Here is a 22,620-nt window from a genome sequence, read left to right as displayed (position 1 = left end):
CACACAACAACATCATTATTACTGCTGCTTATTATAATGTATTTAGTCTTATTATCAAAATACTAATTCCCTTGAAACCCGCATGAATAAAACAACTATTTAACTAGTTAAATAGCTAAATAGTTAACTATATAAAAGGTAACCTATATAAATATTTATATATTTTCTTCTATAAAACCTTGCTATATATTGACTACTGTAATTTTCTTTTTTAGAAATATACCTATCTATCAAATACATTATCATAAAAAAATGATGTAGTGATTGTGTTCATCACTACATCATTTAACTTACTATTAAAGATTTTTATCATCTATACTTCCTAAGTATTTATCTATCTCACCAGTTACTGAGCTTACGCATCCTTCTTCAAATGGTGAAATTAAATTAGCATGTTTAACTAGATTTACAAATGACATTGTACCTCCAACATTACATAATCTTAAATAATCTTCCCATGCTTGTTCATGATTATCTTGATCTTTTTTCCAAAATTGAAGAGCACATATTTGAGCTAGTGTATAATCTATATAATAAAATGGACTATTAAATATGTGTGCCTGTTGGAACCACCATCCACCTCTTTCTAAGAAATCACATTCTTCATAATTTTTATGAGGTAGATATTTTTTCTCAATATTTCTCCATGCCTTTTTCCTTTCATCTGGCGTAGCATCTGGATTCTCATATACAAAGTGCTGGAATTCATCTACTGTTACACCATAAGGAATAAATTTAATAGCATCTCCTAAATGAGAGTATTTATATTTAGCTTCTTCATCTTCAAAGAAAAGTTTCATCCATGGCCAAGTGAAAAATTCCATGCTCATTGAGTGAATCTCACAACTCTCATAAGTTGGGAAGTTACATTCTGGTATAGAAATCCATCTACTTCTATAACATTGGAATGCATGACCAGCTTCATGAGTTAATACATCTACATCTCCTGAAGTACCATTAAAATTCGAAAATATAAATGGTGATTGATAGTTTGGTATATAAGTACAGTATCCGCCACCTTGCTTGCCCTTTTTAGTAACTAAATCCATTAAGTCATTTTCTATCATGAAATCAAAAAATTCTTTAGTTTCAGCTGAAAGTTCAGAATACATGTTTTTACCATTATTAACTATCCATTCCGGATTTCCTTTAGGTTTAGCATTTCCAGTTAAAAATTCAAACTTTTCATCATAATATTTAAGTTGATCTAACTCTAACCTTTCTACTTGTCTTTTATATAGTTTATCTGCTATCGGTACTATATAATCTTTTACTTGATCTCTAAATTTACTTACCATTTCTGAATTGTAGTCAGTTCTTAACATTCTCACATATCCAAGTTCTACAAAGTTTTTAAATCCAAGTTTATGTGCTATATTAGTTCTAACCTTAACCATCTCATCATATAATCTATCTATTTCTGCTTCATTATCTGTAAAGAACTTATACTTAGCTTCACTAGCACGTCTTCTCATATCTCTATCTTCTGACAATATAAATGGAGTTAATCCAGATAAGTTTCTTTCTTCACCTTCAAACATAATTTTAGCTGAAGCTATAAGTTTACTATATTCTGATGATAGTTTATTTTCTAATTGTAAATCCTTTATTACTTCTTTAGAAAATGATTTTATATTATATTCTGCTATACTAAAGAATTGTTTTCCAAATTCTTTTTCTAATTCTAATCTGAATTTACTATTTACAATAACTTTATAAAATTCTGAGTTTATTTCGTTATATAGAGGATCATATTCATCCCAATATTCTCTTTCTTTACTATAAAACTCATCCTCAGTATTTATACTATATCTTATGTTAGCTATAGTACCTAAAGTAACTATTTCATTTCTAATTTCATTAATTTCATTAATAAGCTCTTTAACTTCGATTATACTGTTACTCTCATTTGTTTTATCTATTAGACCCATTAATTTTTCTTTTATTTTTTCATAATTTGGTCTTTCATATTTAAATTCATTAAATCCCATATATACACCCCCATTTGATAAATAAATTCTACCATTTTAAAAATATTCTGTAAATACATTTTTTGTTTTTTTTAAATTTATATATTAATTCCCTCAATTATATCCATCAGTTTAAAAAAGGAGCGTAGCTACTAACTTATTAAAAAGTTATTTTACCACACTCCCTTTTCCCTATCTAAGATAATTCAATATTATTAAGAATAACACCCCTGGTATACCAAGTATTCCAGCTATAAGTGCTGTTATTGCATTAATAGGTATTACTAGTCCAAAGTTTCCACCTACTAAATTTATTAACCACAATAATATACCCCCAGCTATTCCGTTAACAATTAAGTTTAATAGAACCTTTAGTGGCCATGCAAATATTTTACCAATTATAAATATTGCAACTATAGCTATTATAAAAAATATAATGTTTGGCATATTCATCCCCCTTATAATTAAAATTATTTTAGTAATCATTAAAATAAAATCTTATGCTTAATTCTTAAATAATTTTATCTATTAATAAATTTATTAGTTATTTTACTTTATATTACCACTTATTGCAATAATTTAATTCTTCTATCATACAATCAAAACCCACTGTTATTCCACTTTTCTTTGCTTGGTTTAGAAAATATACATATTTAGCTTTAGCTTCATCTTCTTTATATATAGATATATCTATTAAACTTTTATCACTAACATTATCGAAACAACTTCTAGCAACTTCAATTTCTGTTATTGAGTCCTGTATTCCTTTTATTATTTCACGTTGCTCAGGTGTATAAATATTCTTAGCTAGTATAGTCTCTATTATTTTATCTCTGTTCATAATAATACCTCCATTATATATACTTAAATATATTTTTGACATATAATGGATGATATATACTTGTTATTTGAATTGTATGTTATATAAACAAAGTTCTTTGCTTCAGAGGAAGTTTTGCTCCCACTTTGAAGAAGATGAAGTATTAGAGCTGGTAGTCATCGGATAAAAAAGACTTGTGAAAATATATCTGCTATTCTCACAAGTCTCCTGTATAAATCAATTATATTTCTTTTCTACCTTCTAGGGCTTTAGATAAAGTAACTTCATCTGCATATTCTAAATCTCCACCTACTGGAATTCCATGAGCTATTCTTGTAACTTTAACTCCAAAAGGTTTTAATATTTTTGATATATACATGGCAGTTGCTTCACCTTCTATGTTAGGATTTGTTGCAACGATGATTTCCTTTAAATCATTATTTACCCTAGTTATCAACTCTTTTAACTTTATGTCATCTGGTCCTCTACCTTGCATTGGAGATATTGTGCCATGAAGTACATGATATACCCCATTAAATTCTCTGACTTTTTCAATGGTCATTATATCTTTAGGTTGCTCAATTACACATATTGTACTTTTATCTCTGTTAGGATTTGAGCATATAGCACATGGATCACTATCAGTAAAATTTCCACATATTGAACAATACTTTATTGTACCTCTTGCCTTCACTAATGCATTAGCAAATTCTTCAACCTCATCTTTAGGAAGATTTAAAACATGCAATGTAAGTCTTTGAGCAGTTTTACTCCCTATCCCCGGTAGCTTTCCAAATTCCTCAATTAGTTTTTCTATAGCTATAGGATAAAAATCCAAATTAGTCACCTCTATTAAAACATTCCTGGTATATTAAGTCCACCAGTTAGTTTTCCCATAGATGAATTAGTTTCTTCTTCTGCTTTCTTCAAAGCTTCATTTACAGCTGTTAAAACCAAATCTTGTAACATTTCTACGTCATCTGGGTCAACTACTTCTGGTTTAATTATTATATCTTTTAATTCTTTTTTACCAGATACTCTTACTGTTACAGCTCCACCACCAACAGATGCTTCAAACTCTTTAGTTTCTAAATCTTTCTGAGCTTCCTCCATTTGTTTTTGTAGTTTTTGTGCTTGCTTCATTAAGTTATTCATATTTCCACCCATTCCTGGAAATCCGCCTTTTGCCATTGTAATACCTCCTAAAAATTATATTTCATTATAACTAGTATATAATATTATATTATAATGTACCCACCAATTTATTAAAACCTTTAAATTTTATTCATCACATATTTCCACTAATGCCTCGGGAAATATATCTGATAGTATTTTTTCTTTATTAACTTCCCTATTTATATTATCATTTTCTATTTCATAAATAACATGAACCTTCTCATCTAATACCTCTGAGAATATATCATTTATAATTTTTCTATATTCTTCTCTTTCAAGTCTTTGTTTATGAAAATTATATTCCTTTGTAAAGCCGACGGTAATAACTCCATTCTTGAATTTCTGAACTTTTCCCATCATTAACGCTGTAGCTATTACCATATTATTTTTTTGCTTAAGGATATTTTGAATATCTTTAAAAGACTTTCTAATAATTTCAACATTTAGCTTACTTTCTCCTGCTGCAATTGGTAATTCTATATTTTCATTATTAAGCTCTACTGGTTTGCTTGTTTCAACTTTAGTTATACTTGGATTTATTTCTGGTCTTATTTCCTTTACTTCTTTTATTGCACTTTGTACTGTAATATTCCCTGATGCAATTTTATCCTCTAATCTATTCAGTCTAGCTAATATAGTTTCCATGGATGTATCATATTTTATCTTACACATTTTTATTATTGCTAGTTCTAAATATATTCTAGCCTGCTTTGTACCCTTAGAGCTATCTTCGGCTTCTTGAAGTATACTTATACACCTCATGATTTCCTCTACTCTAATTCTAGTGCTTTGATTTTTTATACTTTCTATGTTTTCAATAGACATATCCAATACATCTTCTAAATTATTACTTACATTTATCATTAATAGATTTCTCATATGAGTAATCAAATCTCTAATTAGTAAGTTAATATCTTTTCCATCCAATATTAATTTATTTACTACTCTTATGCATCCCTCAGTATCTCGATTTATAACATTATCTACTATAGTCACCATGCTGTCATTAGTAGTTATTCCTAACATATCTACTAAATCCTCATATCTAACTATATTGTTTATTGATATAGCTTGATCTAATATGGATAAAGCATCTCTCATTGCTCCATCACACATTCTAGATAATAACCTTAAGCTACCTTCTTCAATGTTTACTGATAATGAATCGGTTATTTGTTTTAACCTTAAAAATATATTTTCACTACTTATTCTCTTAAAATCAAACCTTTGACATCTTGATAATATTGTTATAGGAAGCTTTTGAGGATCAGTAGTTGCTAATATAAAAATTACTCTACTTGGTGGTTCTTCTAATGTCTTAAGAAATGCATTAACTGCACCAATAGATAGCATATGAACCTCATCTATGATAAACACCTTATACTTAGCTTCTTGTGGTGGATATTGAACATCATCTATAATATCCCTTATATTATCAACGCTATTGTGAGATGCTGCATCTAGCTCTGTTACATCTATAGCTGTACCTTGGTTTATACTTTTACACATCTCACATTCATTACATGGTTCACCTTCTATAGGGTTTAAACAATTTATTGCCTTTGCAAGTATCTTTGCTGTTGAAGTTTTACCCGTTCCTCTAGTTCCGCATAGTAAGTATGCATGAGCTATCCTATCGCTTTTTATGGCGTTTTTAAGCGTTGTAGTTATATGTTGCTGTCCAACTACGTCGCTAAATAATTTAGGTCTCCACTCTCTATAAAGTGCTTTATATCCCATGTATCCTCACTCCTTACATTAAAATTTCTAAATAAATCAATATATAAATCTACAATACTTCTTAATTATTTATTCTACTCAAAAATAATTCTTATCTTATCTATTATAATACTTCTCATAGTTATATTCTATATTCTTTACTAACTTATATTAAGTAATCAATTATATATATCTAGTTTTTCTAAAATATTTCAATATAAACTAACTCATTTAATTTATATTTCAAATTAATTATTTAAAAAAGGATAAAAAAAAAGATGTCTTTAACATCTTAAATAAAAAAATAAAGTCGTACACCTTGCTTCGATAATCAGTTTATATGCGTTACCTATACAGTTAACTCAAACCAGGTTAATCCACGGCACATGGAAGGTCTCACTTATCGCTGCTTCCTTCCAGACCTGACGAGGTTCATGAGTTTCCATTGCGTGGGACCCAGTTATCAACGCCACTTATATAGGCCAGACCATACAAATTGATACCTCAGCAAGGAATTCAATCCTGCTGTAGCGGATTGCAGGTTACAGGGCACCGCTAACTCCCCATCTAGTACGACATGGCGGAGAGAAGGGGATTCGAACCCCTGATAGAGTTGCCCCTATACACGCTTTCCAGGCGTGCTCCTTCGACCACTCGGACATCTCTCCATATCGTGTATTCATTATTATACTATTTAAAATCATTACTTTCAAGTAAAACTTATTTAAAAATATATTCCAATTGTAGTATAATTTCATTAGGATTAACAAAGTTTTCAATTTAAATTAATAATATATATATACTTATCATAAAATAATATGAATGGAGGTAGTTGTTTATGATTAATTATGAAATTAAAGGTGGTTCCATGCCAGTAGCTATCTGTTACCTAAATAGTGGAGATAAAATTGTCTCTGAATCAGGAGCTATGGGTTGGATGAGTGACAATATAATTATGGACTCTAACATGAAAGGTGGCCTATTTAAAAGTATAGGAAGATCTCTATCAGGAGAAAGCTTATTTTTAAATACCTTTACTTGCTCAGGAAATGTAGGGAAAATAGCATTCCCCTGTTCTGTGCCCGGTAGAATAATGGCTAAAGAGCTTCAACCTAATGAATCTATAATTTGTCAAAAGGGTGCTTTCATGGCAGCTGAAGATTCTGTAAGTCTTAATATTCATTTTAAAAAAAGATTCTCTAGCGGCTTATTTGGTGGCGAGGGTTTTATCCTTCAAAGAATAACCGGTCCTGGAACAGTTCTTTTAGAATTTGATGGTCATGTTGAAGAGCTTAACTTAAATCCTGGAGAAAGAATAAAAGTAGATACCGGCCATGTAGCTGCTTTTGAACCAAGTGTAAATTTTGATATTGAAATGGTTAAGGGACTAAAAAACATATTCTTTGGTGGTGAAGGCTTATTTTTAACAACACTAACAGGCCCCGGAAAAGTATACCTTCAAACTATGCCTCTTCAAAATTTAGCAGGTAAATTGTCTTTTTATCTTAATACCGGTAGCACTAATTTAAGAGATTAAATATCTTTATAGTGCCAAATAAAAATAACCTTTTAGATAATCAATATTTTAAAAAAATATTTTATTATCTAAAAGGTTTAATTTTTTAAATATGTGTAATTGTACTATTCTTCTTTTTGTATATTATTATAAGCCCTACAATCCATATAAGTACTCCTATAATACTTACAATTTGAGCTGTTCTAAGCCCAAACATCATTAAGCTGTCTGTTCTAAGTCCTTCTATAAAAAATCTTCCTATAGAATATAGTCCTATATAAGTTAAAAATACAACTCCATTCTTTTTAACCTTGTGTAACATATAGAATAGTATAAAGAACACTACTAAATTCCAAATTGATTCATATAAAAATGTAGGATGATAGTAAGTTCCATTTATATTCATACCACTTTGTATGAACTCTGGAAACTTACTTATAAAAGCTTCTGTTACAGGTCCACCATGTGCCTCTTGATTAAAGAAATTCCCCCATCTTCCAATGGCTTGGGCTAATATAATACATGGTGCTGCCATGTCTAATGAAGATGAAAGCTTTATACTTTTTCTCTTTGTACATATATATACAACTATTACTGCTGCAATTAGTCCTCCATGAATAGCAAGGCCACCTTGTCTAATATTAAATATATCCATCAAATTATCCTTATAATATCCAAACTCGAATAATACATAATAAAGTCTTGCACCAATTATGGAAATTGGAAATGCAATTAAGAATATAGTTAATACATCATCATAATTTATCCCTTTTAATTTACAAGTATATTGACTTAATAAAAGCGCTAACATGGTACCTGAGCATATTACAATTCCGTACCACATAACATCTAATCCAAATATACTTATGGCTACTGGATTCATCTATTCCCCTCCTTAATCCTTTTTATATTATTATAATCTATATAATTAATTATTTGTATTCTTTTAGTAATTCTTCTATAGTATGTTTACATCTCGTTCCCTTACAACTTCCTGTTCCAGCCCCTGTTGCCTTTTTTACGTCTTCAAAAGATTTAGCTCCATCAGCTATTGCCTTTTTTATAGCTGCTCTAGATACTACTTTACAGATACAAACTTTAGTATGTTTATCTAGTACGGCCTGTCTTAATGCCTCTTGTTTTTCTTGTTCTTCCATCTTTACAGTTTCTCCTTTCTCTTTTCCTTAAAAAACTCTTGTAGTAAATTACTACATTCATCATTATAGAGCCACTTAATATTAACCCAATGATTTAAATTTTCACTTTGAGTAATATTAAATACTGAGCCACATCCTCCAGCTCTGGGGTCAAAGGTTCCAATATATAACCTTTTTATTCTGCTTTGAACAATAGCACCAGCACACATAGGACATGGTTCTAATGTAACGTACATATCACATTCATTAAGTCTCCAATCCCCTATAGCTTCTGATGCTTTTTTTATTGCAATAATTTCTGCATGGTTAGTAGGATCATTGGTATTTTCCTTTATATTATGACCTGTAGCTATTATTTTATTGTTTTTTACTATTATTGCTCCCACGGGAACTTCATTTTTACTCTTTGCAATTTCAGCTTCAATAATTGCTTGTTGTAAAAAATAATTATCCATAACTTACTCCTCTTTATTATATATAAAAAAAACTTAGTAAAGCAAGCCTTACTAAGTTTTGGTGCGCACGAGAGGAGTCGAACCTCCGGCCTTCCCCTTAGGAGGGGGATGCTCTATCCTGCTGAGCTACGGGCGCATATTACCTAATCTTTATTATAATAATATATTTATTCTTCGTCAATAGATTAATATCTATATTTTTAGTATGAACCTATTCTCTTAATGTTAATTAATCAACCTACATAAACTTTTAAAAATAATATATCTATAGAATTTATTATTTTCATGATTATATGCACATAATATAAAAAATCTTTTAATTTTATATATTTGTCAGAAAAATAAATGATTTATTGCAGATTTTTATTTAAATCTATGTTAAAATACTAATATATTGTGATTTTGCAACAAAAAATTCAGAGGTGATTTTATAATGAAGAAGATTAACATAACCGAAACAGTTCTAAGAGATGCAAATCAATCTCTTATTGCAACAAGACTTCCTTTTGAAGATTTTGCACCTATCCTTAAAGATTTAGATGATGCAGGATATTATTCATTAGAGTGTTGGGGTGGAGCAACCTTTGACTCTTGCTTAAGATATTTAAATGAGGATCCATGGGAGAGATTAAAGAACATAAAGAAAATAGTTACTAAAACCCCTCTTCAAATGTTATTACGAGGACAAAATATTTTAGGATATAAACACTATCCAGATGACGTAGTTAGAGAATTTATTAAAATGTCTGTTTATCACGGTATGGATATAATAAGAATATTTGATGCATTAAATGACTTTGCTAATATAGAAGTTGCTATGAATGAAACTATAAAGCAAGGTGCTCATGCACAAGGAACTATAGTTTATACTGTAAGTCCAATTCATGATGTTAAAAACTATACTAAACTAGCAAAACAACTTGAAAATATGGGGGCAAACTCTATTTGTATAAAGGACATGGCTGGCCTTATAATGCCTTCTATAGCATATGACATAGTTAAGAGTATAAAGGAAACTGTTAAAATTCCAGTATTTTTACACTCTCACAGCACAAATGGTATTGCTGAAATGTCCTACTTTAAAGCTGCAGAAGCTGGTGTAGATGGAATTGACTGTTCAATTTCTTCATTCTCTAGTGGTACAGCTCAACCTCCAACAGAATCTATGCATCATGCACTAGAAACTGCTGGATTTGAAACAGGTCTTAATATAGATACCTTAACTCAAATTAATAATTTCTTTAAACCAGTTAGATCAAAAGTTTTAGAAGCTGGATTACTAGATCCAAAGGTATTAACTCCTCAACCTGAAGGACTTACAAACCAAATACCTGGAGGAATGTTATCTAATATGATTTCTCAACTTAAAGCTCAAAATTCTATTGATAAACTTGATGCAGTTCTTGCAGAAGTTCCTAAAGTAAGAGAAGACTTAGGATTCCCTCCACTTGTTACTCCAATGAGTCAAATGGTTGGAACTCAAGCTACAGTTAATGTATTAACTGGTGAAAGATATAAAATGGTTCTTAAAGAGGTTAAAGCCTATTGTAGAGGAGAATATGGTAAAGCTCCTGGGAAAATAAATGAAGATGTTCTTAAAAAGGCTCTTGGAAATGATACTCCTATTGAAGGAAGATATGCTGATACTTTAGAACCAGCCTTCCAAAAGACAAAAGAAGAACTAAAAAATATAACAACTAGCGAAGAAGATATTCTTTCTTACTTAGCCTTCCCACAAATAGCAGAAGAGTTCTTTAAAAAGAGAAGTGAAAAACCATCTAATGATGATATGAGGAAACTAACTAATAGTGAAGTAATATAAAGCTTATTTAAATATCTCCAATTAAGATATAGTAATGTATCTTAATTGGAGATATCTTTATATACCTAGTATATTTTCTGTTATAATATCATTATGTTAAATTAAAGATAAATCTGGAGTTGATATTATGATAAAATACTATGATAGAAAAAGTAAGACCTATTGTGAAGAAAATGTAGCTGGTGGAGATATACTTAATTTTATGTACAGTAATCCAATTGCTAAAACTTTTATACCCAAAATTGCAAGTAGAAAATTCTTAAGTAAACTCTATGGAATGGGCTGCAATAGTACATTTAGTAAAAAATATATACACCCTTTTGTAGATAGATTCAACATAAATATAGATGAATATGAAAAAAATATAGATGAATATAGCTCCTTTAATGACTTTTTTTATAGAAAACTTTCAAAACACAGTCGTAATATCTGTAAAGATGAGGAATCATTTATTTCTCCCTGTGACGGTAAACTATTAGCTATAGAAAAAATTGATGAGAATTCTAGCTTTACAGTTAAAGGATTTAAATATACCCTTAATGAGTTATTGCAAAATGAAGAATTAAGTAAGAATTACTCTAATGGTACTTGTTTAATATTTAGATTATGCCCAACTGATTATCACAGATTTCACTTTGTTGATTCCGGAACTTGTTCTAAATCCACATTTATAAAGGGTAAATATTACTCAGTTAATCCCGTAGCTCTTGAAAATATAAGTAAGGTTTTTTCAGAAAATAAAAGAGAGTATAGTATCCTAAAAAGCAACAATTTTGATGATATTATATATATAGAAGTAGGAGCTACCTTTGTTGGTTCTATTATTCAAACCTACTCCACATCATCCAAAATTAACCGTGGAGATGAAAAAGGGTATTTTAAGTTTGGTGGCTCAACAGTTATAGTTATACTAAAAGAAAATATATTAAAATTAGATGAAGATATATGTTATCAAAGCAATTTAGGAATAGAAACATCTGTATATATGGGAGAAAAAATAGGAGTAAGAATTTAAATTCTTACTCCTATTTTTTATAATCTAAACTTAAGCGTAGTATCATTTAATTTATCTGCATTTTCCTTGTTTTCTATGGCAGTATTTTTTATACTCTCAATATTTCCTACTATATCCATAGTTTTAGATGATATAGATGATACTCCCATAGCTCCCTCTGTAACAGTTACTGATACTTCATCTATGGCAGTAACAATTCCTTCTATAGCTTGATTTAGTACTGCAGCTTCACTACTAAACTCATTCATAAAGTTGTTAAATTGATCTGCATCTTTTTCGTATAAAGCTCCTTGCTCTATATTTTTATCATAATCATTAATTACTTGTTGTTCTATGAAATTGCTCATGCGCCCAGCACTAAGAGCCAATTCTTCTACAGATTTATTTACTATTTTAACTATTCTTTGTATATCTGCTGCTGTTTTACCAGACTCTTCAGCTAACTTTCTAACTTCATCTGCAACTACAGAGAACCCTCTTCCTGCTTCTCCTGCACGAGCAGCTTCTATTGCAGCATTTAAAGCTAATAAATTAGTTTGTTGAGTTATCTTAAGTATAGAATCAGCTAACTTATCAATCTGCTTAACTTCCTTAGAACTTGTTATAGCAACTTCCAACTCACTTTTTACACTATTATAAATATCATTGGATTTTTCTTTAGATTCTATAGCACTAGCTTTTATGCCCTGAGCTCTCTTAAGAATATCCTTAGTTATTTCATATCCTTCTAATGCTTCACTAGCTATATTCTGTACACTCTTAATCATTTCAGTAGAAGATGCGGCAATCTCTTGAGAAGTTGCTGATGTTTCTTCTATACCAGATGATACACTTTCAGTTTCAAATAATGTTTCATCTGCTTTAATTTTTAATGACTCTGTAGATTCTTCTACTATATTAGCATTATTAGTTAATACTTCAGTAGTTACTGCAATATCTCCAACAACTTCCCTTAACACTTCTCTCATATTTATAATAGATCTATATATAAGACCTATTTCATCCTTAGACTTAATTATAGCTAAATTATCATTAGTTAAATCTAACTTAGCTGTTTTATTAACCAAAGCGGCAACAGTCACTATAGGATTTATAATTACATTTGCCATTACCATTATTATAATAGAACCTATAATAACTATAGCTAATGCTACTAATGCTATTTGTTTAACCATTGTTATTACTGGTTTTCTTATTTCATTACTATTAGCATCTATAACCATAGTCCAATTTGTCCTAGGTACTAATCCATAAGATGACATTACTTTATTTCCATTTATCTTATACTCTACAGACCCAACTTCTACATTGCTTCCCTTCATAGCCTTATCTACTACATCCTTTATTTCAGGAATATCTATTGTTTGTCCAATTTTTTCTTTGTTTGGATGATATATTATATTTCCTTTTTCATCAATTAGATATGCATAACTATCTTCTATCTGTCCAATTTTTATATTTTCAATATAAGTAGAAAAACTCTCAGCATAAACATGTAATGCTATATATCCTACACATTTACTATAGTTAGCTTCATCTAATACAGGATACGTAAATACTAAAACGCCTTTATCACCAGCAACGGATTTAATTGTATTACTTATCCACTTACCCCCACTAGAACTAGTACTGTGATAAGAATTATCAACTTCATTAGCGCCAACTAAGGATTCTTCACTATCAGCTACTATATCACCTTCTGGGCTAACTAATGATATTCTGTCAACATGTTTATTAGCAGATATATATGACTTAAAGCCTTCATTTATATTTTTAACATCTTTACTATTTTTTTTCTGAGCATAATTTAATAACACATTAAGATTATCCTTAGAATTTGATAGAGCAAAAGCCTCATTAGTAACTTTATCCATCATAACAGATATAGTTTGTATAGATGATGTAGTTATACCCTCCATATTTTCTGTACTCTGACTTGAAATTGTCTTTGAAGAGTTTATGTACATAATTGTACTAGTTATTATCATTGATACTATTGTAAGACCTATCATACTAATTAATATTTTTCTTTTAACACTAGTTCCTTCAACCTGTAATTTTCCTTCTTTATAAACCTTAGCTGTGGATTTTATACTATTTATATTGTTACTTATATCATTAATTTTATCCTTATCTATTTTGTTACTATTTCTAATTTTTTTACTAATGGAGTTTTTATGTCTAATTGTAATTTTGCTAAATGCATTCTTAATACTTTTGCTTATATTTTGAAATGTACTTTTTAAATTAAATGAACTATGTTTCCTTTTTTTTAAAGTCTTATCAGACTTTCTTTTAATCATAAATATACCCCCATATATTAATAATTTATATAATAATTATCGTGCATAAAAATCTATACTAAATACAGATTATACATATTATGTAATTAACATTAAATATATTTATCTATAATCAAATTAGTTAAATTATATAATAATTTACATGCATAAACTCGTTATATAATTATAATATATGAATTTTCCTACATTTTAAGTCGAAATTTATCATATGCCTCTTATATATTTATATAAAAATAAAAAAGCCATTGCAAATTAACTGCAATGACTAAATATGGCAGGGTGTGTAGGAATCGAACCCGCAATATACGGTCCGTAGCCGTATGTTATATCCATTTAACTAACACCCCAAAAGGTTATTTAAATAACTACTACATAATAACATATAATCCTCATGATTTCAATAATTATTTTTTTGATTTTATTACACCTTATTGAGTCGAAAAAAAATCGAATTCTTAAGAATCCGATTTTTAAATATATCTTGGCGGAGAAAGAGGGATTTGAACCCTCGCGACGGTTACCCGACCTACGCCCTTAGCAGGGGCGCCTCTTCAGCCACTTGAGTATTTCTCCAAAAAATAAAAAAATGGCGGAGAGATAGGGATTCGAACCCTAGGTACGCTCACACGTACGCCGGTTTTCAAGACCGGTGCCTTAAACCAACTCGACCATCTCTCCGTAGAATTATTAAAATCATACTCTGATTTTACTTATTTAATTTTCATAGGTTATTTTTAAATGGCGGAGAAAGAGGGATTTGAACCCTCGCGACGGTTACCCGACCTACGCCCTTAGCAGGGGCGCCTCTTCAGCCACTTGAGTATTTCTCCAATTTAAAAATATGGCGGAGAGATAGGGATTCGAACCCTAGGTACGCTCACACGTACGCCGGTTTTCAAGACCGGTGCCTTAAACCAACTCGACCATCTCTCCATTTCCTACAAGGGTTATTCTATCAAGAAATAGCCCTTGTGTCAATATTTTTTTGAAAAACTTTTATATAAATTCTAAATTTTTTTTATCTAGTTATCTTTTCACACCCCATATATGTTCTTAATACCTCTGGTACTGTAACACTACCATCTTCATTTTGATAATTCTCAAGAACTGCAGCTAAAGCTCTTCCTATAGCAACCCCTGAACCATTTACTGTATGAACAAATTTAGGTTTAGCTTTTGGATCATCTTTATATTTTATATTAGCACGTCTTGCTTGGAAATCTTCAAAGTTGCTACAGCTTGATATTTCTACATACTTATTATAACTTGGCATCCAAACCTCAATATCATATTTTAAAGCAGCAGTAAACCCTAAATCTCCTCTGCATATTTTTATAATCCTATATGGAAGTCCTAATCCTTGTAACACACTTTCTGCATCTTGAACTAATTTATTAAGTTCATCATATGATTCTTCTTCTTTTGTAAATTTAACTAATTCTACTTTATTAAACTGGTGCTGCCTAATTAATCCTCTAGTATCTCTTCCAGCAGAACCAGCTTCTGACCTAAAGCATGCACTATATGCTGCATATTTTATCGGAAGTTTATCTCCTTCAAGGATTTCATCTCTGTAAATATTAGTTACAGGTACTTCTGCTGTAGGTATTAAAAAATAATCTGTATCACTAACTTTAAAAGCATCTTCTTCAAACTTAGGTAACTGACCTGTTCCAGTCATACTATTTCTATTTACCATATATGGGGGAAGTATTTCATCATATCCATTTCTACCAGTATGAGTATCTAAAAAATAATTTATTAATGCTCTTTCTAATCTTGCTCCAAGTCCCTTATAAACAGTAAATCTAGACCCTGTAATTTTTCCAGCTCTTTCAAAATCCAATAAATTATTTTCTGTACCTATAGTCCAGTGTTCTTTAGGATTAAAATCAAACTTTCTTATCTCTCCCCACTTTTTAATTTCAACATTATCCTCATCATCACTACCATTTGGAACTGAATCATGAGGTATATTAGGTATCCTCATCATTATATATTCTATTCTTTGATCTATTTCATTTAAGTCCAAATCATAATTTTTTATTGTATCTGAAAGTTGTTTCATTTCCTTCATAGTTTCTGATACATCTATACCTTGTTTTTTTAACTTAGGAACTTCTGCAGAAGTTTTATTTCTTTTATTTTTTAATTCTTCTACTTCTATTAATATATTACGTCTCTTTTGGTCAAGCTCTACAACTTCATCTATAAGCGATAAATCAAAACTCTCTCCTCTATTTTCCATTTTAACTTTAATTTCATCTGGATTATTTCTTATTTTCTTTAAGTCTATCATTGTTATTCCTCCTACCCTTTTCTTATAAATATATTTTGATATAAATAAAAAGCCTTCCACCCCACCTAAGGGACGAAAGACTCCGTGTTACCACCCTAATTGAATAAAATTAATTATTCCACTCGCAAATTTAACGACAAACTTAATGCCGTACTGCTCATCACAGTCCCTCAGAGGCGGATTCGTAATAATATATATATCAGTTTACACCAAACACTGACTCTCTTACATATATAATTAGTACTACTATTCTCTTCAACGGTTTATAATTTATTTCATTAAATATATGTCTATATTATTCCCTAACATATTTTTTGTCAATATTAATATTAATTTTTGTAGGCATATTTAGTACATACTATATCTACACCTGTATTAAGTATATTCTTACATATAACATCTCCTTCTGATGTCTGTGGTCCTACATATATTCTACTTAGACACTTAGAGCATTCAAGCCATAAACTTTTATCTATTGGTTCGCTACTCTTTACTGAAACTACCCTACGCTCTGCAGATCCTTTTACTCTCACTATAGTTGTTAATATATCCTTATCCTTCACTTTTTATTACCTCACATCTCATCAAATTCTTTTATTCTTGATAATAAAATGGTTGAATCCTTTGAATTATTAACCACTTCTGTAACTCTTTTATCCATTTCTCTTGCCAAAATTTCAATTATTTTATCCTTGCAGTAACACCCATCACAACTTCCAAATCCCGCTCCTGTTCTCCTTTTTACCCCGGTTACTGTTCTAGCTCCTAAAGGTCTTCTAATAGAGTCTACAATCTCACCTTCGCTAACTTTTTCACACTGACATATAATACGTCCATACTTACTGTCTAATTTAATAATTTTATTTCTTTCTTCATTTGATAGATTCTTAAATCTAAAATATTCTCTTCTCTTATCATTAAAATCCTTTTTAAATTTACAATTTAACTTTTCAACTACTATTTTTGAAATGTTCAAAGCTAAATATGGCGTTATTGTAACCTTAGCATAATGATTAACCTTAATATTTATATATCCACTATTAATAATATCATCTTGTATAATAATAGGTTCATCAAAAAGGCGCCAATCTCTTACTACTTTTATATCATTTTCACTAATTTCTTTAGTAAGAGGTTTTATCTTTTCAATAACTTTATCATAGTGAACATTTTTATAGTTACTATAAGCCCCTATTGTTTCATTGTTAATTGTAGGTCTTATATATATTCTTTCATTTTCTCTTACATCAAAAATTATGTTAGAATATAACTTTTCATAAGGCTTATCAATAACCACATATTTCATATATTTTCCTTTATCATCTTCTTTATTATTTTCATTAACTAATTGTAGATTTTTATCTTTAGTTGTATCAATAACTATCTTACAAGTAAATTTATTTTTACTCGTTTTTATTTTGAATCCTTTATTTATACTATTTATAGATTCAACCTCTTCTTGTAATCTAAAGTTAACTCCATTATCAAAAGCAATTTCACCATAAGCTAAAGCTAAATCATATGAGCTTATTACACCTGTATTAGGTATATATATTGATTTTATTATATTTCCTTCTATATTAGGTTCATACTCCAATATTTCTTTTCCTATAAGAAGTTTTACATCATCTATTTTTTTTGCTTTAGCTCTTTCATACATTTTATCAATACTTATAGCTTGAATTTCATTTCTTGCTATATATAAGGTTCCACACCTCTTATATGGAACTTTAAATCTTAATGCATACTCCTCCATTAATAAATTGCCTTTTCTAATAAGCTTAGATGATAATTCATCCTCACATTCTAGTCCATCATATATTGTTGCTGTGTTTATAGAAGGTGTATCATTACATATGTCATAATCTTTTTCTATAACTGCAATATTAAGATTATATTTTGACAATTCATAAGCTATAGCACAACCTATAATTCCTCCACCTAATATCAATACATCATAATCCATAATTTCCTCCACCTATGCATGTTAATACTACTTTATATAAATTATTCTAGCCACTCTATCTTCCATTTTACTACGAAAGCTTTAGAGCGGCTAGTCATGTTATTTATATAAATTTATTTTGATAATTCGTCAATTAATTTTCCTATTTGATTTATATACTCACCATACTTTGCCCAGTCTCCATTTTTTTGAGATTCAATGGCATTTGTATATGCTTCTTTTAATTTTCCTAAATAATCGGAATTTAAATTTCCTTCTTGTTTATTATTTTCGCTACCTTCATTATTAGAGTTATTATTATTTCCCTCAGCCTCTAGATTAAACATCTTAGTAATAGCAGTTCCTATATCTTTTTCAAGTATTAGTTTATCTCCGTAACCAACTATGACATTTTTCATTTCAGGTATGCTATTTTCACCAGAAGCTCTCAAATAAAGAGGTTCTACATATAACAAGGAGTTTCCTATTGGTATTATTAAAACTTCTCCAAATTGAACCTGAGAACCCTTAGTATCCCAAAGTGATAATTGTTTAGATATTTCTGGATCCTGGTTTATTTTTTGTTTAAATAACATTGGGCTATATATTGTTCCTCCAGTTGGAAATTTATATAAAAACATTTTTCCATAATTATCTCCATCCATTCTAACACCAAACATACCTACCATATTATCTCTATCTTTTGTATTAAAATACTCTAAAATAACCATCTCTTCTTTATCTTCTCCAGCTAATTTAGTAGTAACATATGAAGCTTCTGATTTTACTTCATCACCTTCAATTGTAGCTACATCACTAGCTATAGACCATATATCATCCCCATTGTAGAAAACTCCAGGATCTGAAACATGGTACTTAGACAACATTTCACTCTGAATTGCAAATAAATCTTGAGGATATTTAAAGTGAGCTTTAATTTCATCTGGTAAAGTACTTAAGTCTGTAAATAACTTAGGAAATATCTTAGCATAGGTTGCAACTATAGGATCTGTATTATCTGTTATATAAAACTTTGTTGTTCCATCATATGCATCAACTATAACTTTAACTGAATTTCTAATATAATTTATATCTCCCATAGGTTGTGAAAATGGGAACTTGTCGCTTACAGTATATGCATCTATAATCCAATAAAGCCTATCATTGTTTATAACTACATATGGGTCTTCATCATATCTAAAAAAAGGTGCAACTTTATTAACTCTTTCCACTATATTTCTATGAAGTAGAATTTTACTATCATTAGTTATATCTTGGGATAATAAAAATTTACTATTTTGTTCTTTAATAGCAAATATAATTCTGTTTAGATAACTCATGGATATACCAGCATTACCGTCATAATTATTAGTAGCATTTTCACCACCTACTGGATAATCAATTTCTCCAAGCTTTGTATTTACTATACTATAATCATTAGTATTCTCACCAAAATATATCCTTGGATTCTCTAATGAAATATCTGTTTCATTTTCAATAGGTATATTGCTCATAATAAAATCAGGTTGTCCTTCACTTGTTACCGAGTTAACCTTACTCATAACAACCCCGTATCCATGGGTATATGATAAATGTCTATTTTGCCAGGTAATAGAATTTTCATCTAATTTTTCAAAATCAATTTCTCTCGGTGCTATAAATACTTGATTATAGTTTCCATTAATATTATATCTATCAATATCTATATCGTTAAACTTATAATAATATCTTATATATTGAAATTGATTATAAAATTCTAAAGCAGGTCGATATGCATTAACCTTAATATTTTCAACTATATCTTTATTTTGTTTTATACCTGTAGCATCTAAATCATTTTTTATTTCAAAATTATTTTCATCAATTTCATCAATGTTATAAGCCATATTAGTATACTCAATATTCTTGGATATATAAGGTTTTTCCAATGTTTTTTCATTAGAGTTAACAATAAATTGTTGAACAACTCCTGCTGCAACACTTTCCCCAATCATCAGTACAAATACTACTATTACTGAAAATATTATTGGTTTAACTTTTTTAAACAATATACTTAAGAATATTAATACAGCAAATATAATTGAAACTATAGAAATAACTTTATAAAATTTTAAAGATACGTTTACATCTGTATAACTTGCTCCAAAAACTATACCCCTAGGAGAATATGCTAAGTTCCACCCTTTTATCATATATCCTAATGATATAACTAACATAAGTAATGCAGCTATCACTGCAAGTTGTTTTCCTGCAAAACTTGTTATACCACTAGTCATAGATTTAAAATTTACAACCTTATCTGATCTATCAAAGTGATTATTAATTTTATCCTTAACATTTAAAATAATATAAATTATAAAAGTAGCTATTACAAGTAAAACTAATAATGAAATCATACTACTATATAAAGATTGTATTAAAGGTAACTTAAATGTAAAAAATGATATATCCTTATTAAATATAGGATCATTAATATTAAATTTTGTAGAGTTGGTAAATTCTAATATTTTATACCAATATATATTTGCAAAACTAAAAGAAAAGAATAAAGATATAATAAAATTTATTCCTAAAAAGATTTTAAACCTTTTTTTCTCTTTAACTTTATCAATTTCTACTATCTCTTTTAACTTTCTAATATTAGGTATTAAACTTTTATAATATAATGTTATTCCAATAAATATTACTAAAAATGTAGGAACCATTAGTTTCATTATAGATAATAACTTAGTAAAATAAATAGAAATATATCCCAATTCACTGAACCATTGATAGTCAACTATTATACTTATTCCAGCAACAGTGAAAAGTAATATAATTATTATTATAGAAACTATACTCCCGATAGCTTTCTTCTTCAAAATATTCACACCCCTTTTTATAATTCTTTAATCAAAAATCCTTTTTTATTTAATTCCTCTACTATATTTGATAAAACTCTATCATTTTCACATATTATTGTATGAAGATGAACTCCATTTGTTAATGCGCTTAAAGGTTCAGCTTCATACTGCTTAAAATTACTATAGAAATTTTCAATATCCATCATATTTTTAAGCATAAGCATAGCTCTTATTTCTCCATAAAGAGGATGTTCAACTATTACATCTTCTACAATTGCACCATATTTAACAATAGTCTCAAGCTCATTTTTTACTTCTTCCCTTCCATGATTAACAGCTATAATTTTCTTTATGCTATTGATATTTTCTTTTAAAGCCATATATCCTTTTGGTGTAGATATTATATCTACCCCCTCAGCTCTTATAATAGCTATATCCTTAACTATAATTTGACGAGTAACTTCAAACATTTCTGCTAATATCTGACCTTTTACAGGTTCTTGAGATTGTATTAATAGATTCTTTATTTTTTCTCTTCTCTTTGCGCTTGTCATAATCCCCTCCATGTATAAACATATATTATTTAAATAATAGTATATCATATACCCATGTATATTATTGTATTTTTTCTTTCATTATTAAATATTTCTTTACTTATATTAATTATATGTATTAATTTCTATCATCATACTTTCGTAAAATATCTAGCCATTTATTTTGAATATTATAATTATGATGATTTCTTATAATATTCAAAAATTCTTTATCATATCCTTTTCCTTTTAAAATTTTATAACCTTCTTCTCCATGATTATAGAATATATATATCTTAGAATTTCTATCACTATATTTTTTTATTTTTGTTTTTGTAATGTTATTTAATAAGACTAAAATAGATTTATCTATTACATTTAGAGGAGTATGAATTTTACCGACATCATGTAATATAGCTGATTTTACAATTTCTTTATGATTAAGATTATTCTTTTTAATTTCTTCTTCAGATTCATTTGTATATATATCTCTAGCTACATTAACTGAATGTTTCAAATCATAAACCGGGAGTTTATACAGCAATTTTTTTTCATTCTCATCTAAATAATTATTAATAAACTCCATATCTTTTTTAGTTATTTTTGCAAATACACAATTAATAAATTGTTTAACTCTATTCATACTAATTACACCATCTTTGCAATGAATTTTTTTTAATTACTTTACATTATTATATACTTAATTAAAACAATAATATAATAGTTAATTAAGTAATATAAATATAAAAAAAAAGCAATCTAAATAGATTGCTTTTGGTGGAGATAAAGGGATTCGAACCCTTGACCCCCTGCGTGCAAGGCAGGTGCTCTCCCAGCTGAGCTATACCCCCAAATATGGTGGACCTTCAGGGACTCGAACCCCGGACCTACCGGTTATGAGCCGGTTGCTCTAACCAACTGAGCTAAAGATCCAAATGACCTGGCAACAACCTACCCTCCCACACAGCTTCCCGTGCAGTACTATCGGCCTCTTGATGCTTAACCTTCGTGTTCGGTATGGGAACGGGTGTATCCATCAAAAGCATA

Annotated in this window: 19 protein-coding genes, 9 tRNA genes, 1 rRNA gene, 1 other RNA gene and 1 other annotated feature; of the genes, 3 read left to right on the top strand and 27 right to left on the bottom strand. The window is 29.1% G+C overall.

All coding sequences use genetic code 11. The features are described from left to right. Positions 1 to 296: 296 nt before the first annotated feature. From ACTNBA_RS18535 to ACTNBA_RS18500, 8 genes are all read right to left on the bottom strand, one after another. Positions 297 to 1,991, bottom strand: a complete 1,695-nt coding sequence (locus ACTNBA_RS18535; protein WP_441075735.1) for a M3 family oligoendopeptidase — start codon at positions 1,989 to 1,991, stop codon at positions 297 to 299. Between the two features lie 171 nt (positions 1,992 to 2,162). After that, positions 2,163 to 2,423: a pro-sigmaK processing inhibitor BofA family protein gene (locus ACTNBA_RS18530; protein ID WP_198028598.1), complete on the bottom strand. Its 261-nt coding sequence runs from the start codon at positions 2,421 to 2,423 to the stop codon at positions 2,163 to 2,165. Positions 2,424 to 2,529: 106 nt separating this feature from the next. Continuing rightward, complete coding sequence (locus tag ACTNBA_RS18525) at positions 2,530 to 2,811, bottom strand: DUF2508 family protein (protein ID WP_441075734.1); 282 nt, start codon at positions 2,809 to 2,811, stop codon at positions 2,530 to 2,532. Positions 2,812 to 3,031: 220 nt separating this feature from the next. Next, positions 3,032 to 3,628 carry a recombination mediator RecR gene (gene recR / locus ACTNBA_RS18520; RefSeq protein ID WP_150843613.1) on the bottom strand — a complete coding sequence of 199 codons (597 nt, stop codon included), beginning with the start codon at positions 3,626 to 3,628 and terminating at the stop codon, positions 3,032 to 3,034. Between the two features lie 14 nt (positions 3,629 to 3,642). Then, entirely contained in the window at positions 3,643 to 3,981 is a 339-nt protein-coding gene (locus tag ACTNBA_RS18515) for a YbaB/EbfC family nucleoid-associated protein (protein WP_150843612.1), read from the bottom strand. Between the two features lie 90 nt (positions 3,982 to 4,071). After that, positions 4,072 to 5,706, bottom strand: coding sequence for a DNA polymerase III subunit gamma/tau (gene dnaX / locus ACTNBA_RS18510; RefSeq protein WP_441075733.1), 1,635 nt, complete (start codon positions 5,704 to 5,706; stop codon positions 4,072 to 4,074). Between the two features lie 289 nt (positions 5,707 to 5,995). Further along, positions 5,996 to 6,261: signal recognition particle sRNA large type (gene ffs, locus ACTNBA_RS18505), an RNA gene on the bottom strand. A 2-nt stretch (positions 6,262 to 6,263) separates the two neighbouring features. Continuing rightward, a tRNA-Ser gene (locus tag ACTNBA_RS18500) sits at positions 6,264 to 6,353 on the bottom strand. A gap of 170 nt (positions 6,354 to 6,523) precedes the next feature. Between ACTNBA_RS18500 and ACTNBA_RS18495 the strand changes: the two genes are divergently transcribed. After that, a complete protein-coding gene (locus ACTNBA_RS18495; protein ID WP_346884710.1) occupies positions 6,524 to 7,222 on the top strand; it encodes a TIGR00266 family protein in 699 nt (232 codons plus the stop codon). 85 nt (positions 7,223 to 7,307) lie between these two features. Here the strand turns inward: ACTNBA_RS18495 and lgt are convergent, their stop codons facing one another. The 4 genes from lgt to ACTNBA_RS18475 all read right to left on the bottom strand — a co-directional run bounded on the left by lgt (position 7,308) and on the right by ACTNBA_RS18475 (position 8,949). Further along, positions 7,308 to 8,084: a prolipoprotein diacylglyceryl transferase gene (lgt, locus tag ACTNBA_RS18490; RefSeq protein WP_441075732.1), complete on the bottom strand. Its 777-nt coding sequence runs from the start codon at positions 8,082 to 8,084 to the stop codon at positions 7,308 to 7,310. Positions 8,085 to 8,133: 49 nt separating this feature from the next. Next, positions 8,134 to 8,358 carry a (2Fe-2S)-binding protein gene (locus ACTNBA_RS18485; RefSeq protein ID WP_150843609.1) on the bottom strand — a complete coding sequence of 75 codons (225 nt, stop codon included), beginning with the start codon at positions 8,356 to 8,358 and terminating at the stop codon, positions 8,134 to 8,136. Between the two features lie 2 nt (positions 8,359 to 8,360). Beyond that, the gene (gene tadA / locus ACTNBA_RS18480) at positions 8,361 to 8,813 is read right to left on the bottom strand and encodes a tRNA adenosine(34) deaminase TadA (RefSeq protein ID WP_346868498.1); all 453 of its coding nucleotides are present in this window, start codon (positions 8,811 to 8,813) and stop codon (positions 8,361 to 8,363) included. A 59-nt stretch (positions 8,814 to 8,872) separates the two neighbouring features. Further along, positions 8,873 to 8,949, bottom strand: a tRNA-Arg gene (locus tag ACTNBA_RS18475). Positions 8,950 to 9,246: 297 nt separating this feature from the next. Here ACTNBA_RS18475 and ACTNBA_RS18470 point away from each other — a divergent pair. Both ACTNBA_RS18470 and ACTNBA_RS18465 read left to right on the top strand, forming a co-directional pair. Next, positions 9,247 to 10,635 carry a pyruvate carboxylase subunit B gene (locus ACTNBA_RS18470; RefSeq protein WP_441075731.1) on the top strand — a complete coding sequence of 463 codons (1,389 nt, stop codon included), beginning with the start codon at positions 9,247 to 9,249 and terminating at the stop codon, positions 10,633 to 10,635. Between the two features lie 127 nt (positions 10,636 to 10,762). Continuing rightward, positions 10,763 to 11,650 carry a phosphatidylserine decarboxylase gene (locus ACTNBA_RS18465; RefSeq protein WP_441075730.1) on the top strand — a complete coding sequence of 296 codons (888 nt, stop codon included), beginning with the start codon at positions 10,763 to 10,765 and terminating at the stop codon, positions 11,648 to 11,650. A 17-nt stretch (positions 11,651 to 11,667) separates the two neighbouring features. Here ACTNBA_RS18465 and ACTNBA_RS18460 read toward each other — a convergent pair whose 3' ends face one another. The 15 genes from ACTNBA_RS18460 to rrf all read right to left on the bottom strand — a co-directional run. Further along, positions 11,668 to 13,953 (bottom strand): methyl-accepting chemotaxis protein, encoded by a 2,286-nt coding sequence (locus tag ACTNBA_RS18460; protein WP_441075729.1) that lies wholly within the window; start codon positions 13,951 to 13,953, stop codon positions 11,668 to 11,670. Positions 13,954 to 14,225: 272 nt separating this feature from the next. After that, positions 14,226 to 14,300 (bottom strand) — tRNA-Arg (locus tag ACTNBA_RS18455). A gap of 135 nt (positions 14,301 to 14,435) precedes the next feature. Beyond that, positions 14,436 to 14,526: transfer RNA gene (locus ACTNBA_RS18450), tRNA-Ser, on the bottom strand. Positions 14,527 to 14,540: 14 nt separating this feature from the next. Beyond that, positions 14,541 to 14,631: transfer RNA gene (locus ACTNBA_RS18445), tRNA-Ser, on the bottom strand. 61 nt (positions 14,632 to 14,692) lie between these two features. Beyond that, positions 14,693 to 14,783, bottom strand: a tRNA-Ser gene (locus ACTNBA_RS18440). A 12-nt stretch (positions 14,784 to 14,795) separates the two neighbouring features. After that, a tRNA-Ser gene (locus ACTNBA_RS18435) sits at positions 14,796 to 14,886 on the bottom strand. 85 nt (positions 14,887 to 14,971) lie between these two features. Next, positions 14,972 to 16,252, bottom strand: coding sequence for a serine--tRNA ligase (serS, locus tag ACTNBA_RS18430; RefSeq protein ID WP_441075728.1), 1,281 nt, complete (start codon positions 16,250 to 16,252; stop codon positions 14,972 to 14,974). A 65-nt stretch (positions 16,253 to 16,317) separates the two neighbouring features. Then, positions 16,318 to 16,520 (bottom strand) — a binding site (T-box leader). Between the two features lie 61 nt (positions 16,521 to 16,581). After that, a complete protein-coding gene (locus tag ACTNBA_RS18425; protein WP_035135636.1) occupies positions 16,582 to 16,815 on the bottom strand; it encodes a DUF1667 domain-containing protein in 234 nt (77 codons plus the stop codon). Between the two features lie 11 nt (positions 16,816 to 16,826). Then, positions 16,827 to 18,218 carry an FAD-dependent oxidoreductase gene (locus ACTNBA_RS18420; RefSeq protein WP_441075727.1) on the bottom strand — a complete coding sequence of 464 codons (1,392 nt, stop codon included), beginning with the start codon at positions 18,216 to 18,218 and terminating at the stop codon, positions 16,827 to 16,829. Between the two features lie 113 nt (positions 18,219 to 18,331). Further along, positions 18,332 to 21,058, bottom strand: a complete 2,727-nt coding sequence (locus tag ACTNBA_RS18415) for a UPF0182 family protein (RefSeq protein ID WP_441075726.1) — start codon at positions 21,056 to 21,058, stop codon at positions 18,332 to 18,334. A 17-nt stretch (positions 21,059 to 21,075) separates the two neighbouring features. Continuing rightward, positions 21,076 to 21,594, bottom strand: a complete 519-nt coding sequence (locus tag ACTNBA_RS18410) for a transcription repressor NadR (protein ID WP_441075725.1) — start codon at positions 21,592 to 21,594, stop codon at positions 21,076 to 21,078. A 118-nt stretch (positions 21,595 to 21,712) separates the two neighbouring features. Continuing rightward, a complete protein-coding gene (locus ACTNBA_RS18405) occupies positions 21,713 to 22,216 on the bottom strand; it encodes an HDIG domain-containing metalloprotein (protein WP_441075724.1) in 504 nt (167 codons plus the stop codon). A 132-nt stretch (positions 22,217 to 22,348) separates the two neighbouring features. After that, positions 22,349 to 22,424: transfer RNA gene (locus tag ACTNBA_RS18400), tRNA-Ala, on the bottom strand. Between the two features lie 5 nt (positions 22,425 to 22,429). Continuing rightward, positions 22,430 to 22,506, bottom strand: a tRNA-Ile gene (locus ACTNBA_RS18395). A gap of 5 nt (positions 22,507 to 22,511) precedes the next feature. Then, positions 22,512 to 22,620: ribosomal RNA gene (gene rrf, locus ACTNBA_RS18390) — 5S ribosomal RNA — on the bottom strand; the annotation flags it as partial.

It is taken from the genome of Clostridium sulfidigenes, from assembly GCF_052067195.1.
Taxonomy (GTDB): Bacteria; Bacillota; Clostridia; order Clostridiales; family Clostridiaceae; genus Clostridium_J; species Clostridium_J sulfidigenes.
This window is presented reverse-complemented; position numbering and strand designations above follow the sequence as displayed.

What these genes read in the sequence shown, in the direction of transcription:
- ACTNBA_RS18465 (WP_441075730.1), top strand. Translation starts at nt 10,763, where the DNA reads ATGATAAAATACTATGATAGAAAAAGTAAGACCTATTGTGAAGAAAAT.
- ACTNBA_RS18495 (WP_346884710.1), top strand. Translation starts at nt 6,524, where the DNA reads ATGATTAATTATGAAATTAAAGGTGGTTCCATGCCAGTAGCTATCTGT.
- serS (WP_441075728.1), bottom strand. Translation starts at nt 16,252, where the DNA reads ATGATAGACTTAAAGAAAATAAGAAATAATCCAGATGAAATTAAAGTT.
- ACTNBA_RS18405 (WP_441075724.1), bottom strand. Translation starts at nt 22,216, where the DNA reads ATGAATAGAGTTAAACAATTTATTAATTGTGTATTTGCAAAAATAACT.
- lgt (WP_441075732.1), bottom strand. Translation starts at nt 8,084, where the DNA reads ATGAATCCAGTAGCCATAAGTATATTTGGATTAGATGTTATGTGGTAC.
- ACTNBA_RS18535 (WP_441075735.1), bottom strand. Translation starts at nt 1,991, where the DNA reads ATGGGATTTAATGAATTTAAATATGAAAGACCAAATTATGAAAAAATA.
- ACTNBA_RS18530 (WP_198028598.1), bottom strand. Translation starts at nt 2,423, where the DNA reads ATGAATATGCCAAACATTATATTTTTTATAATAGCTATAGTTGCAATA.
- tadA (WP_346868498.1), bottom strand. Translation starts at nt 8,813, where the DNA reads ATGGATAATTATTTTTTACAACAAGCAATTATTGAAGCTGAAATTGCA.
- ACTNBA_RS18525 (WP_441075734.1), bottom strand. Translation starts at nt 2,811, where the DNA reads ATGAACAGAGATAAAATAATAGAGACTATACTAGCTAAGAATATTTAT.
- ACTNBA_RS18515 (WP_150843612.1), bottom strand. Translation starts at nt 3,981, where the DNA reads ATGGCAAAAGGCGGATTTCCAGGAATGGGTGGAAATATGAATAACTTA.
- ACTNBA_RS18420 (WP_441075727.1), bottom strand. Translation starts at nt 18,218, where the DNA reads ATGGATTATGATGTATTGATATTAGGTGGAGGAATTATAGGTTGTGCT.
- ACTNBA_RS18460 (WP_441075729.1), bottom strand. Translation starts at nt 13,953, where the DNA reads ATGATTAAAAGAAAGTCTGATAAGACTTTAAAAAAAAGGAAACATAGT.
- ACTNBA_RS18485 (WP_150843609.1), bottom strand. Translation starts at nt 8,358, where the DNA reads ATGGAAGAACAAGAAAAACAAGAGGCATTAAGACAGGCCGTACTAGAT.
- dnaX (WP_441075733.1), bottom strand. Translation starts at nt 5,706, where the DNA reads ATGGGATATAAAGCACTTTATAGAGAGTGGAGACCTAAATTATTTAGC.
- ACTNBA_RS18470 (WP_441075731.1), top strand. Translation starts at nt 9,247, where the DNA reads ATGAAGAAGATTAACATAACCGAAACAGTTCTAAGAGATGCAAATCAA.
- ACTNBA_RS18410 (WP_441075725.1), bottom strand. Translation starts at nt 21,594, where the DNA reads ATGACAAGCGCAAAGAGAAGAGAAAAAATAAAGAATCTATTAATACAA.